At 70.7% G+C, this 14,351-nt stretch carries 11 protein-coding genes; 6 read left to right on the top strand and 5 right to left on the bottom strand.

What is annotated here, in order from left to right; translation table 11 throughout:
- The 5 genes from BGO22_RS11935 to ffh form a co-directional block, all read right to left on the bottom strand.
- Positions 1-334, bottom strand: a 334-nt coding sequence (locus BGO22_RS11935; RefSeq protein ID WP_286850985.1) for a group II truncated hemoglobin, incomplete at its 3' end; no start/stop codon positions are given.
- Between the two features lie 4 nt (positions 335-338).
- Complete coding sequence (locus tag BGO22_RS11940; protein ID WP_070399048.1) at positions 339-2,867, bottom strand: ABC transporter permease; 2,529 nt, start codon at positions 2,865-2,867, stop codon at positions 339-341.
- 148 nt (positions 2,868-3,015) lie between these two features.
- Positions 3,016-3,648, bottom strand: a complete 633-nt coding sequence (upp, locus tag BGO22_RS11945) for a uracil phosphoribosyltransferase (protein WP_070399049.1) — start codon at positions 3,646-3,648, stop codon at positions 3,016-3,018.
- 108 nt (positions 3,649-3,756) lie between these two features.
- Positions 3,757-4,380 (bottom strand): hypothetical protein, encoded by a 624-nt coding sequence (locus BGO22_RS11950; protein WP_070399050.1) that lies wholly within the window; start codon positions 4,378-4,380, stop codon positions 3,757-3,759.
- A gap of 43 nt (positions 4,381-4,423) precedes the next feature.
- Positions 4,424-5,794, bottom strand: coding sequence for a signal recognition particle protein (gene ffh, locus BGO22_RS11955; protein WP_070399051.1), 1,371 nt, complete (start codon positions 5,792-5,794; stop codon positions 4,424-4,426).
- Positions 5,795-5,942: 148 nt separating this feature from the next.
- Between ffh and BGO22_RS11960 the strand changes: the two genes are divergently transcribed.
- From BGO22_RS11960 to BGO22_RS11985, 6 genes are all read left to right on the top strand, one after another.
- On the top strand, positions 5,943-6,743 hold the full coding sequence (locus BGO22_RS11960) for a cytochrome C assembly family protein (RefSeq protein ID WP_070399052.1): 801 nt from the start codon (positions 5,943-5,945) through the stop codon (positions 6,741-6,743).
- A 10-nt stretch (positions 6,744-6,753) separates the two neighbouring features.
- Positions 6,754-7,005 (top strand): PP0621 family protein, encoded by a 252-nt coding sequence (locus BGO22_RS11965; RefSeq protein WP_070399053.1) that lies wholly within the window; start codon positions 6,754-6,756, stop codon positions 7,003-7,005.
- A 9-nt stretch (positions 7,006-7,014) separates the two neighbouring features.
- Positions 7,015-8,829: a sensor histidine kinase gene (locus tag BGO22_RS11970; protein ID WP_070399054.1), complete on the top strand. Its 1,815-nt coding sequence runs from the start codon at positions 7,015-7,017 to the stop codon at positions 8,827-8,829.
- A gap of 14 nt (positions 8,830-8,843) precedes the next feature.
- Positions 8,844-10,367, top strand: a complete 1,524-nt coding sequence (locus tag BGO22_RS11975; protein WP_070399055.1) for a sigma-54-dependent transcriptional regulator — start codon at positions 8,844-8,846, stop codon at positions 10,365-10,367.
- Entirely contained in the window at positions 10,342-10,935 is a 594-nt protein-coding gene (ampD, locus tag BGO22_RS11980) for a 1,6-anhydro-N-acetylmuramyl-L-alanine amidase AmpD (protein WP_070399056.1), read from the top strand. The genes BGO22_RS11975 and ampD overlap by 26 nt, the downstream gene beginning before the upstream one ends.
- A 364-nt stretch (positions 10,936-11,299) precedes the next feature.
- Positions 11,300-14,191 (top strand): ribonucleoside-diphosphate reductase subunit alpha, encoded by a 2,892-nt coding sequence (locus BGO22_RS11985; RefSeq protein ID WP_070399057.1) that lies wholly within the window; start codon positions 11,300-11,302, stop codon positions 14,189-14,191.
- Positions 14,192-14,351: the final 160 nt, after the last annotated feature.

The raw sequence follows: 14,351 nt of genomic DNA on the forward strand, positions 1-14,351 counted from the left end.
CGCCCATGGCCTGGTCCATGCAGGCCAGCCACTGGTCGCGCTCCAGGATGCCGATGGCGAACGGCAGGTGGCGCATGCGCAGGCGCGGGTGGCCGAAGCGCGAGACGTAGTGGTCCGGCCCGCCGAGCCAGCCGCACAGGAACCAGAACAGCTTGTCGCGCGCGCTGTCCAGCGTGCTGCCGTGCGCGGCGCGCAGCGCGCGGTAGCCGGGCTCCAGGTCCATCAGGTCGTAGAAGCGGTCGACCAGGGCGCGCACGCGCGCCTCGCCGCCGATCCATTCGAACGGGGTGGCGAATTTCGCCGGTTCTTCGGGTTGCAGGAGTGGATCGCTCATGTCTTCAGGTCGCCGCGCGGCGCAGGGTTTCGACCACCGGCGTGCGCAGGATGGCGCGCAGCCCCCACCAACCCGCCGCCAGCGCCAGCACCGCGCCGGCGAGCGCGCCGCCCAGCGGCACCCAGAGCGAAGCCGTCCAGGTGAACTCGAAGGCATAGCGCGCGAGCGCCCAGCCCACGGCCACCGCCACCACCGAGGCCAGGAAGCCGGCCAGCAGGCCCACACCCAGCAGCTCGATGCGCTGCACTTGGCGCAGCAGGCCCGAGCCCGCGCCCACCGCGCGCAGGATGGCGAACTCGCGTTCGCGTTCGCCGCGCGTGGCCGTGACGGCCGCCAGCAGCACCACCAGCCCGGCCGCGAGCGTGAAGGCGAAGAGGAACTCGATGGCCGCGATCACCTGGCCCAGCACGCGCTGCACCTGGGCGATGGCCTGGCTCATGTCGACGTTGGTGATGTTGGGGAATTCGTGCACCAGGGCGTTGTCGAAGCCGCGCGACTCGGGCGCGCGAAAGGCGCTGATGTAGGTGACCGGGACGTCGTTCATCTCGGCCACCGGAAAGAGCACGAAGAAGTTGACCCGCATGGAGCCCCAGTCCACATGGCGCAGGCTGGTGATGCGGCGTTGCACCAGCTGCCCGGCGATGTCAAAACCCAGGGTGTCGCCCAGCTTCAGGCCCAGCTCGTCCGCCAGGCCCTCCTCCACACTCAGGCCGTCGGCCTCCTCGGGCGTCCAGCGGCCGGCCACGATGGGGTTGTTCTCGGGCCGCTCGGCGGTGTGCGAGAGGTTGAACTCGCGTTCGACCAGGCGCTGCGCGCGCTCGGCCTCGAAGTCCTCCGGCTGCACGGCCTTGCCATTGATGTTGACCAGGCGGCCCCGAATCATGGGGAACCAGTCGTACCGGTCCACGCCCGCGCCGCGCAGCGCCTGCTGGAAGGCCTGGGCCTGCTCGGGCTGCACGTTGATGACGAAGCGGTTCGGCGCGTCGGGCGGCGTGGCTTGGCGCCAGCTGTCGATGAGGTCGGTGCGCAGCAGCACCAGCAGCACCAGCGACAGCAGGCCCACGGCCAGCGCGCTGATCTGCACCACCGCATAGACCGGGCGCGCCGAGAGCTGGCGCGTGGCCATCACCAGGGCGCGCGGCGCGGTGGCCTCGTTCACGCTGGCCCGCAGCACGCGCACCGCGAGGAAGCTGGCGCCCGCGAACAGCAGCACGGCGGCCGCGAAGCCGCCCACCGCGATGCCACCGAGCAGCAGGTCGCGGCTGGCCGCCAGCAGCAGGGCCGCGAAGCCGAGCACGCCCAGGCCCAGCACGCCCAGCGTGGCCGGCTTGAGCTGGCCCACGTCGCGGCGGATCACGCGCAGCGGCGGCACCTTGGCCAGCTGCAGCACCGGCGGCAGGCCGAAGGCCAGCAGCAGCGTCAGGCCCATGCCCAGGCCCAGCAGCACCGGCACCGGGCCGGGCGGTGGCAGGCTGGATTCCACCAGGCCCGCCAGCAGCCACACGAAGACGTGGTGCACGGCCCAGCCCAGCAGCACGCCCAGCGCGCTGGCCAGCAAGCCGACGGCGGCGAACTCCACCGTGTAGGCGCGCGCCATGTTGCCCTGCGACAGGCCCAGCACGCGCAGCATGGCGCAGTCGTCCAGGTGGCGCTGGGCGAAGCCGCGCGCGGCGATGGCCACGGCCACGGCGCACAGCAGCGCGGCCAGCAGGGCCACGAGGTTGAGGAACTTCTCGGCCCGGCCCAAGGTGCGCTGCATCTCGGGCCGGCCGCCCTCCAGCGACTCCAGCCGCACGCCGCGCACGCCCGGGCGTTCGAGCGCTTCCTTCGCCCAGCGGCTGAACGCGGCCACGGCGGCGTCGGGCCCGGCCACGGCGAGTCGGTAGCTCACGCGGCTGGCGGGCTGCACCAGGCCGGTGGCGGGCAGGTCGTCGTTGCGGATCATCACGCGCGGCGCGAAGCTCATGAAGCCGCTGCCCCGGTCGGGTTCCACCGTGAGCACCCGCTCGATGGTGAAGCGCGCATCGCCCAGCAGCAGCGGCTGGCCCACGCGCAGGTCGAGCTGCACCAGCAGCGCCGCGTCCACCCAGGCGGTGCCACGCGCGGGAATGCCGGGGGCGACCACGTCGGGCGCGTCCGGCGATTCGGACACGCGCACCGTGCCGCGCAGCGGGTAGCCCTCGCCCACCGACTTGAGCGCCACCAGCCGGGCGGCGCCGCCCTGCTCGTCGGGCGCGCGGCCCATGGTGGGAAAGCCCAGGCTCAGCGTGTGGCGCAGGCCCAGGGCCTCGGCGCGCGCCGCGAAGGCCGGATCGGCCGGCTGGTCGGACACCACCACGGCGTCGCCGCCGATCAGGGCGCGCGCGTCGCGCGCCAGGCCGCCCTGCAGGCGGTCGGCGAAGAAGCCCACGGCGGTGAGCGCGGCCACCGCCAGCGTCACGGCGACCACCAGCAGGCGCAGCTCGCCCGCGCGCCAGTCGCGCAGCAGCGAGGTCCAGCCGATGCGCCAGAAGGAAGGGGCTTGGGGATTCATGGCCGCGACCCTATCGCAAACGGAATAACAAAGCTGTCATCCGGACACCGGCAGGCCAGCCCCGAAAACCGGGGATGCCACGGATCCGGCTCCGCCGGTCCGTCGGCATCGCCCCCTCGGGGGGAGGCGCGCAGCGCCGCAGGGGCGCCTACTTCGTGCCGAAGATGCGGTCGCCGGCGTCGCCGAGGCCCGGCACGATGTAGCCGTGGTCGTTCAGGCCGCGGTCGATCGCGGGCGTGTAGACCGGCACGTCGGGGTGGGCGTCGTGGAAGGTCTTGAGGCCTTCGGGGCAGGTGACCAGGCAGACGAAGCGGATGGAGCGCGGGTGCGTCTTCTTGAGCCGGTCCACCGCGGCCACGGCCGAGTTGCCCGTGGCCAGCATCGGGTCGAGCACGATCACGTCGCGCTCGTGCATGTCCTGCGGCATCTTGAAGTAGTACTCCACGGCCTGCAGCGTGGCCGGGTCGCGGTAGAGGCCGATGTGGCCCACGCGCGCGCCCGGGATCACCTGCAGCATGCCGTCGAGGAAGCCATTGCCCGCGCGCAGGATGGAGGCCAGCACGATCTTCTTGCCGTCGATCACGCGCGACTTCATGGGCTCCAGCGGGGTCTCGATGTCGATTTCCTGCATGGGCATGTCGCGCGTGAGCTCGTAGGCCAGCAGCGCGCTGAGCTCGTGCACGAGCTCGCGAAAGCTCTTGGTGCTGGTGTCCTTGCGGCGCATCAGCGTGAGCTTGTGCTGCACCAGCGGGTGGGTGATGACGTGGACGTCGCGGGGCATGGCAGGGTCGGTCGGCGTGAAAGAGACGGATCGCCGGGGGGTATCGGCGCGGCCGTCGAGTGTAGGGCCTGGCCAGCGCCGCGCCCAGGCGCCTGCGGCCCGGCGGGGCTACCGGTCCGCGCCGGGCGGGCGCAGGTAGCGCGCGTCCGACCAGGTGGCCAGCCACTGCGGCACGAAGGCCACGAACACCGCGCACACCATGCCGGTCAGGAATGCATCGCCCCAGGCCATGAGCCAGACGGCCACCAGCGACCCGTCGTGGCCCAGGGGCTGAAGCCAGCGCATGAGGGCGCCGGCGACGAACACCGACACCGCCGTGCCCAGGAAGCCGCGCCCGAGCGTGTAGACGAAGGGGTTCGCCGGCAGCCAGCGGCGCAGGGCCGCGCCCAGGACCAGCGCCAGGGTGGCGGGCACCACGCCCAGCCACCAGAGCTGGATCAGCGCCAGCTGCGGCCCCTCGGTGCCCAGCCCCCACACCAGCAGCGCCACCACGGCCAGCAGGGGCACCGCGAGCGGCCAGCCCAGCACCAGCACGAGCAGGCTGGCCCCGGACAACTGCACCCGAAGGCCCGCGGGCATGGACTGCGGCGTGAGCCAAAGCAAGGGCAGCAGGACCAGCGCCGCCAGCGCCGGTGTGAGCAAGGGGCCCTTGAGCAGCCGCCAGGGGCGCAACCAGAGCGCGCACAGCAGCGCCAGCGCCGTGCCGATGGTTTCGATGCGAAGCCCCTCCATGCAACCCCGTGCGCCGACAGGCCGGGCTGGGTGGCGGCGCCGCTCAGCCCATGCCGGGCAGCTTGGGCATGCCTTTCATGCCGCCCATGCGCTTCATCATCTTCATGAGGCCGCCGCCCTTCATCTTCTTCATCATGCCCTGCATCTGCTCGAACTCTTTGAGCAGGCGGTTGACCTCCTGCACGTGCACGCCCGCCCCGGCGGCGATGCGGCGCTTGCGCGTGGCCTTGATGATCTCGGGCTTGCGGCGCTCGGCGGGGGTCATGCTGCAGATGATCCCCTCCTTGCGGCGGATGTCCTTCTCGGCGCGCGAGAGGTCGGCGGTGCCGGCCTTGGCCGCCATCTGCGCGGGCAGCTTGTCGATCAGGTTGGACAGGCCGCCCATCTGCTTCATCTGGCGCAGTTGGCCCAGGAAGTCGTCGAGGTCGAAGCCCTCGCCGCTCTTGACCTTGGCCGCCAGCTTCTGGGCCGAGGCCATGTCGACGCCGGCCGTGACCTGCTCGACCAGGGCCACGATGTCGCCCATGCCCAGCACGCGCTGCGCGTGGCGGTCGGCGTCGAACACCTCCAGGCCGTCGATCTTTTCCGACACGCCCGCGAACTTGATCGGCGCGCCCGTGATGGCGCGCACCGACAGGGCCGCGCCGCCGCGCGAGTCGCCGTCGAGCTTGGTGAGCACGATGCCGGTGAGCGGCAGGGCTTCCTTGAAGGCCTTGGCGGTGTTGACCGCGTCCTGGCCCTGCATGGCATCCACCACGAACAGGGTTTCCACCGGGTTCAGCACCGCGTGCAGCTCGCGGATCTCGCGCATCAGCGCCTCGTCGATGGCCAGCCGGCCGGCCGTGTCGACCAGCAGCACGTCGAAGTGGTGGCGCCGCGCGTGGTCGAGCGCGGCGCGCGCGATGTCGGCGGGTTTCTGGTCGGGCGTGCTCGGGAACCACTCGGCGCCGGCCTGGGCCGTCACGGTCTTGAGCTGCTCGATGGCGGCCGGGCGGTAGACGTCGCCCGACACCGTGAGCACCTTCTTCTTGCGCTTCTCGATCAGGTGGCGCGCCAGCTTGGCCGTGGTGGTGGTCTTGCCCGCGCCCTGCAGGCCGGCCATCAGGATGACGGCGGGCGGCTGCGCCGCCAGGTTGATGTCGGCCACGCCCTCGCCCATGGTGGCGGCCAGCTCGCGGTTGACGATGCCCACCAGGGCCTGGCCGGGGGTGAGCGAGCCCACCACGTCCTGGCCGAGCGCCTTGTCCTTCACGCGCGCGATGAAGTCGCGCACCACCGGCAGCGCCACGTCGGCCTCGAGCAGGGCCATGCGCACCTCGCGCAGCATGTCGCTCACGTTGCTCTCGGTGATGCGGGCCTGGCCACGCATCTCCTTGACGATGCGTGACAGGCGGTCGGACAGGGCTGAGGCCATGGCTGCGGTGGGAGGGTGTGGAGGGCGCCGACGGAGCGCCACGGTGGACCCGTCGAACGGGTGGCCGGGCAAGGAAGGGGCCCGGGTGGCGCCGTTAAGATGTGCGGCTGATTTTAGCCCTCGGCACCTCCCGTGTTGGCCCGTGGCCATGAACCTGTTTCCCCAACTGGCTTCCAACCTGCCGGCCGCCGTGCTGTCCACGCTGGCCGCGCTGGCGTACGCGCTGGTGGCCTGGGCGCACCCCCGGCTGGGCAGTTTGCAGGCGCGCGCCCTGCTCGCCATCACCTGGGGCCTGCACCTGCTCGCGCTGCTGGCCGGCCTGCTCAGCGAGCCGGTGCGCTTCGGCTTCGCGCCGGCGCTGTCGGTCACGCTGTGGCTGGTGCTCACCGTCTACCTGGTCGAAAGCCGCCTGTACCCGCAATTGCGGGCGCGCTGGGCGCTGGCGCTGATGGGGGCGGCGGTCATGCTGCTGGTGATCGTCTTCCCCGGCGCCGAGCACCCCACCCTGCCCTCGGTGTGGATGCCGCTGCACTGGGCCCTGGGCATCGCGGCCTATGGACTCATCGCCGCCGCCGTGGTGCACGCCTGGCTGATGCAGCGCGCCGAGCGCGCCATGCGCAGCGGCGTGGCCAGCGACACCACCATGCCGCTGCTCACGCTGGAGCGACTCACCTTCCGCTTCGTGGCCGCCGGCTTCCTGCTGCTCAGCCTCACGCTGCTGGCCGGCTGGCACTTCTCCGAACTCCTCAACCAGCGCATGGTGTGGAACCACAAGACCGTGTTTTCCCTGCTCGCCTGGGCCACCATGGGCGTGCTGCTGTGGGGCCGCTGGCGGCTGGGCTGGCGCGGTCGCACCGCCGTGCGCACCCTCTATGTGGGCGCGGGCTTCCTGCTGCTGGCCTACGTGGGCTCGCGCTTCGTGCTCGAGGTGCTGCTGCTTCGCCCATGAGGCCCCGCCGATGAAATACCTGCTCGTGCTCGCCGTCGTCGTCGTGGCGTTCTACGTCTGGCGCAACAACCGCCGCGTCGAGCGCCAGGAGCGCGAGGCCGCCGCGCCGCCGCGCCCCGCCCGCGCAACGGGCCAGCCGATCGCCATGGTGGCCTGCCGCGCCTGCGGCACCCACCTACCGCAGAACGAGGCCGTCACCGGCCGCCAAGGCAGCTACTGCAGCGCCGAGCACCGGCAGCGCATCGAGGGCCCGCCGGCCTGAGGACCCCGCATGCCACGCGACGACAGCTCCAGTTTCGCCCCGTCCTGGTACTCGGCCCACGAAAGCCCGGCCCTGCAGCGCGCCCGGGCCTTCGAGCGCCTGTGGCGCGCCTTCATGCGGGCGCGCGTGTTCGTGGCGCTGGTCCTGCTCGCGCTGCAGCTGTTCCTGCTGCTGACCGCCGACGGCAGCGCCACGGTCTGGCCAACGGCCCTGACCTCCACTTACCTGCTGGCCACCGTGGCCGTGATGCTGATGTGGACGCCGGCCGAGCACGGCCGCGCGCCCACGGTGCAGTGGCTCATCACCGTCGGGGTGGACGTGGCGGTGGTGGCCGCGCTGCAGTACTTCCAGTCCGGCAGCAGCATCAACTTCACCCCGCTGTTCGCGCTGCCCGTGCTCACGGCGGCCATCCTGGGCCCCATGGTGCTGGGACTGGGCACCGCGGCCGGCGCCACCCTGCTGCTGCTGGCCGATGCCTGGCTGCACGGGACCGGCCCGGGCCAGCTCGACACCGCCCGCTTCCTGCAGGCCGGCCTGGCGGGCACCGGCTTCTTCCTGGTCGCCGTGCTGGCCCACCAGCTGGCCAGCCGCCTGGCGCGTGAAGAAGCTGTCTCGGCCAGCAGTCAGGCCGCCGCGCGTGCACAGGCTGCCGTCAACGAGGTGGTCATCGAAAGCCTGGGCGTGGGCGTGCTGGTGGTGGACGCGCACGGCGTGGTGCGCAACGCCAATCCCGCCGCGCGCGGCATGCTCATGGGCGACAACTACCCCGAGGGTGCGCGCTTGCTGCTGTCGGCGCGGCCGAGCTGGTCGCACCTGGCGGCCCTGGTGGAGGAGAGCTTCGCCGTCGACGCCGCGCTGGAGACCGAGACCACCATCGAACACGGCGAGCGCCCCAGCCAGCGCCTGCACGCGCGCACCAAGCTCACGCCCGCCGTGGGCGAGCGCGGCTCGTTGTGCGTGCTGTTCCTGGAAGACCTGCGCGAGGTCGAGGCGCGCGTGCGCACCGAGAAGCTCGCCTCCATGGGCCGCATGTCCGCCGCCGTGGCGCACGAGATCCGCAACCCGCTGTCGGCCATTACCCAGGCCAACGCCCTGCTCGACGAAGAGGTGCGCGACCCCGCGCACAAGCGCCTCACCACAATGATCGAGCAGAACGCGCAGCGGCTCTCGCGCATCGTCGACGACATCCTCAACGTCGCGCGACCCCAGCCCAGCCGCGCCGACGGCCACGTACCGCCCCTGCCGCTCGATTCGATGGTGCGCCAGGTGACCGCCGAGTGGATGCGCCAGAACAGCGTGACGCAGACCCTGGGCGTGCACCTGCACGCCTCGCAGGGCCTGGTGTCCTTCGACCCCGAGCACCTGCGCCGACTGCTCGTGAACCTGCTCGACAACGCCCAGCGACATGCCAGCGGCAAGCCGGCCTCCATCCGCATCATCACCCAGCCCAGCGGGGGCGAGCACCTGCGCCTGTCCATCTGGAGCGACAGCGGCCCGCTGGAGGCCACGGTGCTCAAGCACCTGTTCGAGCCCTTCTTTTCGTCCGAGAGCCGCTCCAGCGGCCTGGGCCTGTACATCTGCCGCGAGCTCTGCGAACGCTACGGCGCCCAGATCGCCTACCAGCGCGCCCGCCTGGACCAGCGCGAGGGCAATGAGTTCTACGTGCTCATGCCGGCGGTGCGCGGCGCGGCCATGGCCGCGCCGCCCGCGCGCGACGGCGGGCAACAGCAGAGCCTGTCCTATCCCTCGCAAGCCGCTCAGGACCATGAGCACACCATCGTCGATCCGCTGCGCTCGGGCCACCCGCCCCTGGCCGCCAGCTGATCCCGCCGCCGCGCATGTCCGTCGCCGCGAGCGCCTCCATCCTGGTCGTCGATGACGAGCCCGACCTGCGCACGCTCTATGAGCTGACGCTGCTGCGCGAGGGCCACGCCGTCACCACCGCCGCCGACCTGGCGCAGGCGCGCGAGTGCCTGGCCCAGCAGCGCTACGACGTGCTGATCACCGACATGCAGCTGCCCGACGGCCTGGGCCTGACGCTGCTGCGCGACATCGCCGACAGCCCGCGCACCGAGAAGTGCATCGTCATCACCGCCTTCGGCTCGGCCGAGAATGCGGTCGAGTCGCTCAAGGCCGGCGCCTTCGACTACCTCACCAAGCCGGTCGATCTGCGGCAATTGCGCAGCGCCGTCGGCTCGGCCCTGCGCAGCCAGCGCGCGCCTCTGGCGACCGCCAGCGAGCGCCCGGCCACCAGCAACGAGCCCACGCGCAGCGCGCCGCCGCCGCCCAGCGGGGTGCGCGCGCTCGCGCGCCTGGTGGGCCAGGCGCCCAGCATCGTGCAGACCAAGGCGCGCATCGAGAAGGTCGCCACCAGCATGGCGCCGGTGCTCATCCTGGGCGAGTCGGGCACCGGCAAGGAGCTCGTGGCGCGCGCCGTGCACGAATGCAGCCACCGCGCCAGCGGTCCCTTCGTGGCGGTGAACTGCGGCGCCATCCCCGAAAACCTCATCGAGGCCGAGTTCTTCGGCGCCCGCAAGGGTGCCTATACCGGCGCCAGCGCCGATCGCGAAGGCTATTTCCAGGCCGCGCACGGCGGCACCCTGTTCCTCGACGAGATCGGCGACCTGCCGCTGTCCATGCAGGCCAAGCTGCTGCGCGCCATCCAGGAACGCCGGGTGCGATCGCTCGGCGCGGTGCAGGAAGACGTGGTCGACGTGCGCCTGGTCAGCGCCACCCACCGCGACCTGCCCGCGCTGGTTCAGGCCGGCCAGTTCCGCCAGGACCTGTACTACCGCCTCAACGTGATCGGCCTGCGCACGCCCGCCCTGCGCGACCGGCCCGAGGACCTGCCCCTGCTCGCGCAGGCCCTGCTGGAGCGCTTGTGCGCCGAGGCTGGCCAGGCCGTGCCCGAGCTCTCGCCAGCCGCACTGGCCTGGCTGCAGGCGCGCGAGTTGCCGGGCAACGTGCGCGAGCTCGAGAACCTGCTGCAGCGCGCGCTCGCGCTGGCCAGCGGCCCCGTGCTGCAACCCGCCGACTTCGGTGAAACCGGCGACACGGAACCCGCCACGCTGCCCGACCCGCTGCCCGACGCTCCAGTGCCGGCCGGCGGGCCCTACCGCTTCGTTCCCCTGGCGCCGGCCGCTTCCGCCGACGAGCCCGCCCTGCCCAGCGACCTGCAGAGCTACCTCGACGAGCAGGAGCGCCAGGTGCTGCTCAAAGCCCTGCAGGAATGCGGCTACAACCGCACCGCGGCGGCGGCACGGCTGGGCCTGAACCTGCGGCAGATCCGCTACCGCATCCAGCGCCTGGGCATCGTGGTCCCCGGCGCGACCGGTCATGGCGACACCGACGCCACCGACTGAGCCCCGCTGGCACGGCGGCTGGTGGCGCGGCGCACGGCGGATCGATTCGCCCAACCATGGCGCGCGGCCGCGCGGCACGGCCGTCGACCTGATCGTGCTGCACTCCATCAGCTTGCCGCCCGGCGTGTACGGGGGCGACGAGGTCGAGCGCCTGTTCACCAACCGGCTCGACTGGGACGCGCACCCTTATTTCCAGTCCATCCGCGGCATCGAGGTCTCATCGCATTTCTTCGTGCGCCGCGACGGGCGGGTGCTCCAGTTCGTCTCCACCGTGCGCCGCGCCTGGCACGCCGGCGCCTCGCACTGGCGGGGCCGCGACAACTGCAACGACTTCTCCGTCGGCATCGAGCTCGAAGGCCTGGAGGGCGAGGCCTTCGAGGCCGCGCAGTACGAGGCGCTGGCGCGCTTGTGCCGTGCGCTGCGCACACGCCACCCCATCGAGCAAATGGCCGGGCACGAGCACATCGCCCCGGGCCGCAAGCGCGACCCCGGGCCGGGTTTTGACTGGCCCCGGCTGCGACAGCTCGTCGGGTGGGACCCCTCGTGTTTTCCCGAGGCTACAGGCTGAGGGTATCGGGGTATTTCCCGCGCCCCCTGCGCGCGCCATCGGACACCAGAGACGGCACGCGGCCTGCGGCCCCGAATCGCCTTGCACCCCGCATGAACACTGCGCTTTTCGCGCGAAACGCAGGCGCGGCCAATGCTGCGCGCGCCCCCTCGCGCGGCAGCTGGTTCCCTGAGGGCATCCATCGGCCGCGATGGATTCACAAACACTATCGGTAGTGCCTTGTTGCCCCCCTACACACCAGATATAGTGTGCCCCCGGATACCCCCCGACCCTGAAAACCGCGCCGCTGCGAGCCCACCCGGCGCCAGGCACCAGGGGCGGACCGACCCGATCACCGAGAACAAATCCTGAATCGAGAGGAACCATGCTGAGCGCAGCCACCCCCCAGTCCCCCGCCGCCAACGTCCCGACATCCGCGCCCGGCGTCTCGCCCTCCACCGCCACGGCCTCCATGTCCGCCTACGCCCAGTACCAGATCATCCGGCGCAATGGCGCCGTGGTGCCCTTCGAGCCCAGCAAGATCGCCGTGGCCATGATGAAGGCCTTCCTGGCGGTGCACGGCACGCAGGGCGCGGCCTCGGCCAGCGTGCGCGAAACGGTGGACCAGCTGACGCAGGTCGTGGTGCGCGCCCTCATGCGTTCGCGTCCGGGCGGCGGCACCTTCCACATCGAGGACGTGCAGGACCAGGCCGAACTCGGCCTGATGCGCAGCGGCCACCATGAAGTCGCGCGCGCCTACGTGCTCTACCGCGAGCGCCGCGCCGCCGAGCGCGCCACCCAGGCCGCCACCGCGCGCGCCGCCGAGCCCCAGCTGCACGTGCTCGATGGCGGCCAGCGCGTGCCGCTGGACATCGACGCCCTCACCCGCCTGATCACCGACGCCTGCGCCGGCCTGGGCGCCGACGTCAAGGCCGACCCCATCGTCGCCGAGACCAAGCGCAATTTGTACGACGGCGTGCCCATGGACGAGGTCTACAAGGCCGCCATCCTGGCCGCGCGCACGCTGATCGAAAAGGACCCCGACTACACCTACGCCACCGCGCGCCTGCTGCTGCACACCATCGTCAAGGAGATCCTGGGCCAGGAAGTGCCGCGGGCGCAGATGGCCCAGCGCTACGCCGACTACTTCCCCGAGTTCATCCAGCGCGGTGTCAACGCCGAGCTGCTCAATCCGGACCTGCTGAACTTCGACCTCGCCCGCCTGGGCGCCGCGCTCAAGCCCGAGCGCGACCTGCAGTTCGACTACCTCGGCCTGCAGACCCTGTACGACCGCTACTTCCTGCACGTGCGCAAGACGCGCATCGAGCTGCCGCAGGCCTTCTTCATGCGCGTGGCCATGGGCCTGTCGCTCAACGAGATCGACCGCGAAGCCCGCGCGATCGAGTTCTACGAGATCCTCTCGACCTTCGACTTCATGAGCAGCACGCCCACGCTGTTCAACAGCGGCACGCTGCGCTCGCAGCTGTCCAGCTGCTACCTCACCACCGTGCCCGACGACCTCGACGGCATCTACGAGTCCATCAAGGAAAACGCCCTGCTGTCCAAGTTCGCTGGCGGCCTGGGCAACGACTGGACCCGCGTGCGCGCCCTGGGCAGCCACATCAAGGGCACCAACGGCGAATCGCAAGGCGTCGTGCCTTTCCTGAAGGTCGTCAACGACACCGCCGTGGCCGTGAACCAGGGCGGCAAGCGCAAGGGCGCGGTCTGCACCTACCTGGAGACCTGGCACCTCGACATCGAGGAATTCCTGGAGCTGCGCAAGAACACCGGCGACGACCGCCGCCGCACCCACGACATGAACACCGCGAACTGGATTCCGGACCTGTTCATGAAGCGCGTGCTGGAAAAGGGCGAGTGGAGCCTGTTCTCCCCCTCCAACACCCCCGACCTGCACGACAAGTTCGGCACCGACTTCGAGAAGGCCTACGTGGCCTACGAGGAAAAGGCCGCGCGCGGCGAGATCAAGCCCTACAAGAAGGTGCCCGCCACCGACCTGTGGCGCAAGATGCTCTCGATGCTGTTCGAGACCGGCCACCCCTGGATCACCTTCAAGGACGCCTGCAACGTGCGCAGCCCGCAGCAGCACGCCGGCGTGGTGCACAGCTCCAACCTCTGCACCGAGATCACGCTCAACACCAGCGACACCGAGACCGCCGTCTGCAACCTCGGCTCGGTCAACCTGCTGCGCCACCTGAAGGACGGCGCGATCGACCACGACAAGCTGCGCAAGACCATCGCCACGGCCATGCGCATGCTCGACAACGTGATCGACATCAACTACTACGCGGTCAAGAAGGCGCGCGACTCCAACCTGCGCCACCGCCCGGTGGGCCTGGGCGTCATGGGCTTCCAGGACGCGCTGTACGAACTGCGCATCCCCTACGCCTCGAACGAGGCGGTGGAATTCGCCGACCGCTCCATGGAAGCCGTCTGCTACTACGCCTACTGGGCTTCCACCGAACTGTCTCGCGAGCGCGGCCGCTACAGCAGCTTCAAAGGCTCGCTGTGGGACAAGGGCATCCTGCCGCCCGACACCCTGGATCTGCTGGCCCGCGAGCGCGGCGGCTACGTCGACGTCGACCGCTCCAGCAGCCTCGACTGGGACGCGCTGCGCCAGAAGATCGCCCGCGACGGCATGCGCAACTCCAACTGCGTGGCCATCGCCCCCACCGCCACCATCTCCAACATCATCGGCGTGGACGCCTCCATCGAGCCCTGCTTCGGCAACCTCTCGGTCAAGTCCAACCTGTCCGGCGAGTTCACCGTCATCAACGGCTACCTGGTCAAGGACCTCAAGCGCCTGGGCCTGTGGGACGACGTGATGGTCATGGACCTCAAGCACTTCGACGGCTCGCTGCGTCCCATCGACCGCGTGCCGCAGGAGGTCAAGGCCCTGTACGCCACCGCCTTCGAGGTCGAACCGGTGTGGCTGGTGGAAGCCGCTGCGCGCCGCCAGAAGTGGATCGACCAGGCGCAAAGCCTGAACATCTACATGGCCGGCGCCTCGGGCAAGAAGCTCGACGAGACCTACAAGCTCGCCTGGCTGCGAGGCCTCAAGACCACCTATTACCTGCGCACCACCTCGGCCACGCAGGTGGAGAAATCCACCGGTCGCACGGGCCAGCTCAATGCCGTGTCGGTGACGCCGAGCGCGCCGATGGCCGCGAGCGCCAGCGCCGCTGAAGCCGCGAGCGAACCCGCCACCGATGTGAAGTTCTGCGCCATCGACGACCCGGGTTGCGAGGCCTGTCAGTGATTCGGATTGCGCGCAATCGAAGCCTGAAGCGGTGCGAAACGTCGAATCATTCGATGCAACACCGCAACAGAATTCGTGAGCGCGTGGCCTGATTGCTTTGCAATTCGCACAGACACTTTGATAATTCGCTGAATCGGACCGATCCTTATGTTGACCTGGG

It is taken from the genome of Hydrogenophaga sp. 70-12 (assembly GCF_001897365.1).
Taxonomy (GTDB): Bacteria; Pseudomonadota; Gammaproteobacteria; order Burkholderiales; family Burkholderiaceae_C; genus Hydrogenophaga; species Hydrogenophaga borbori.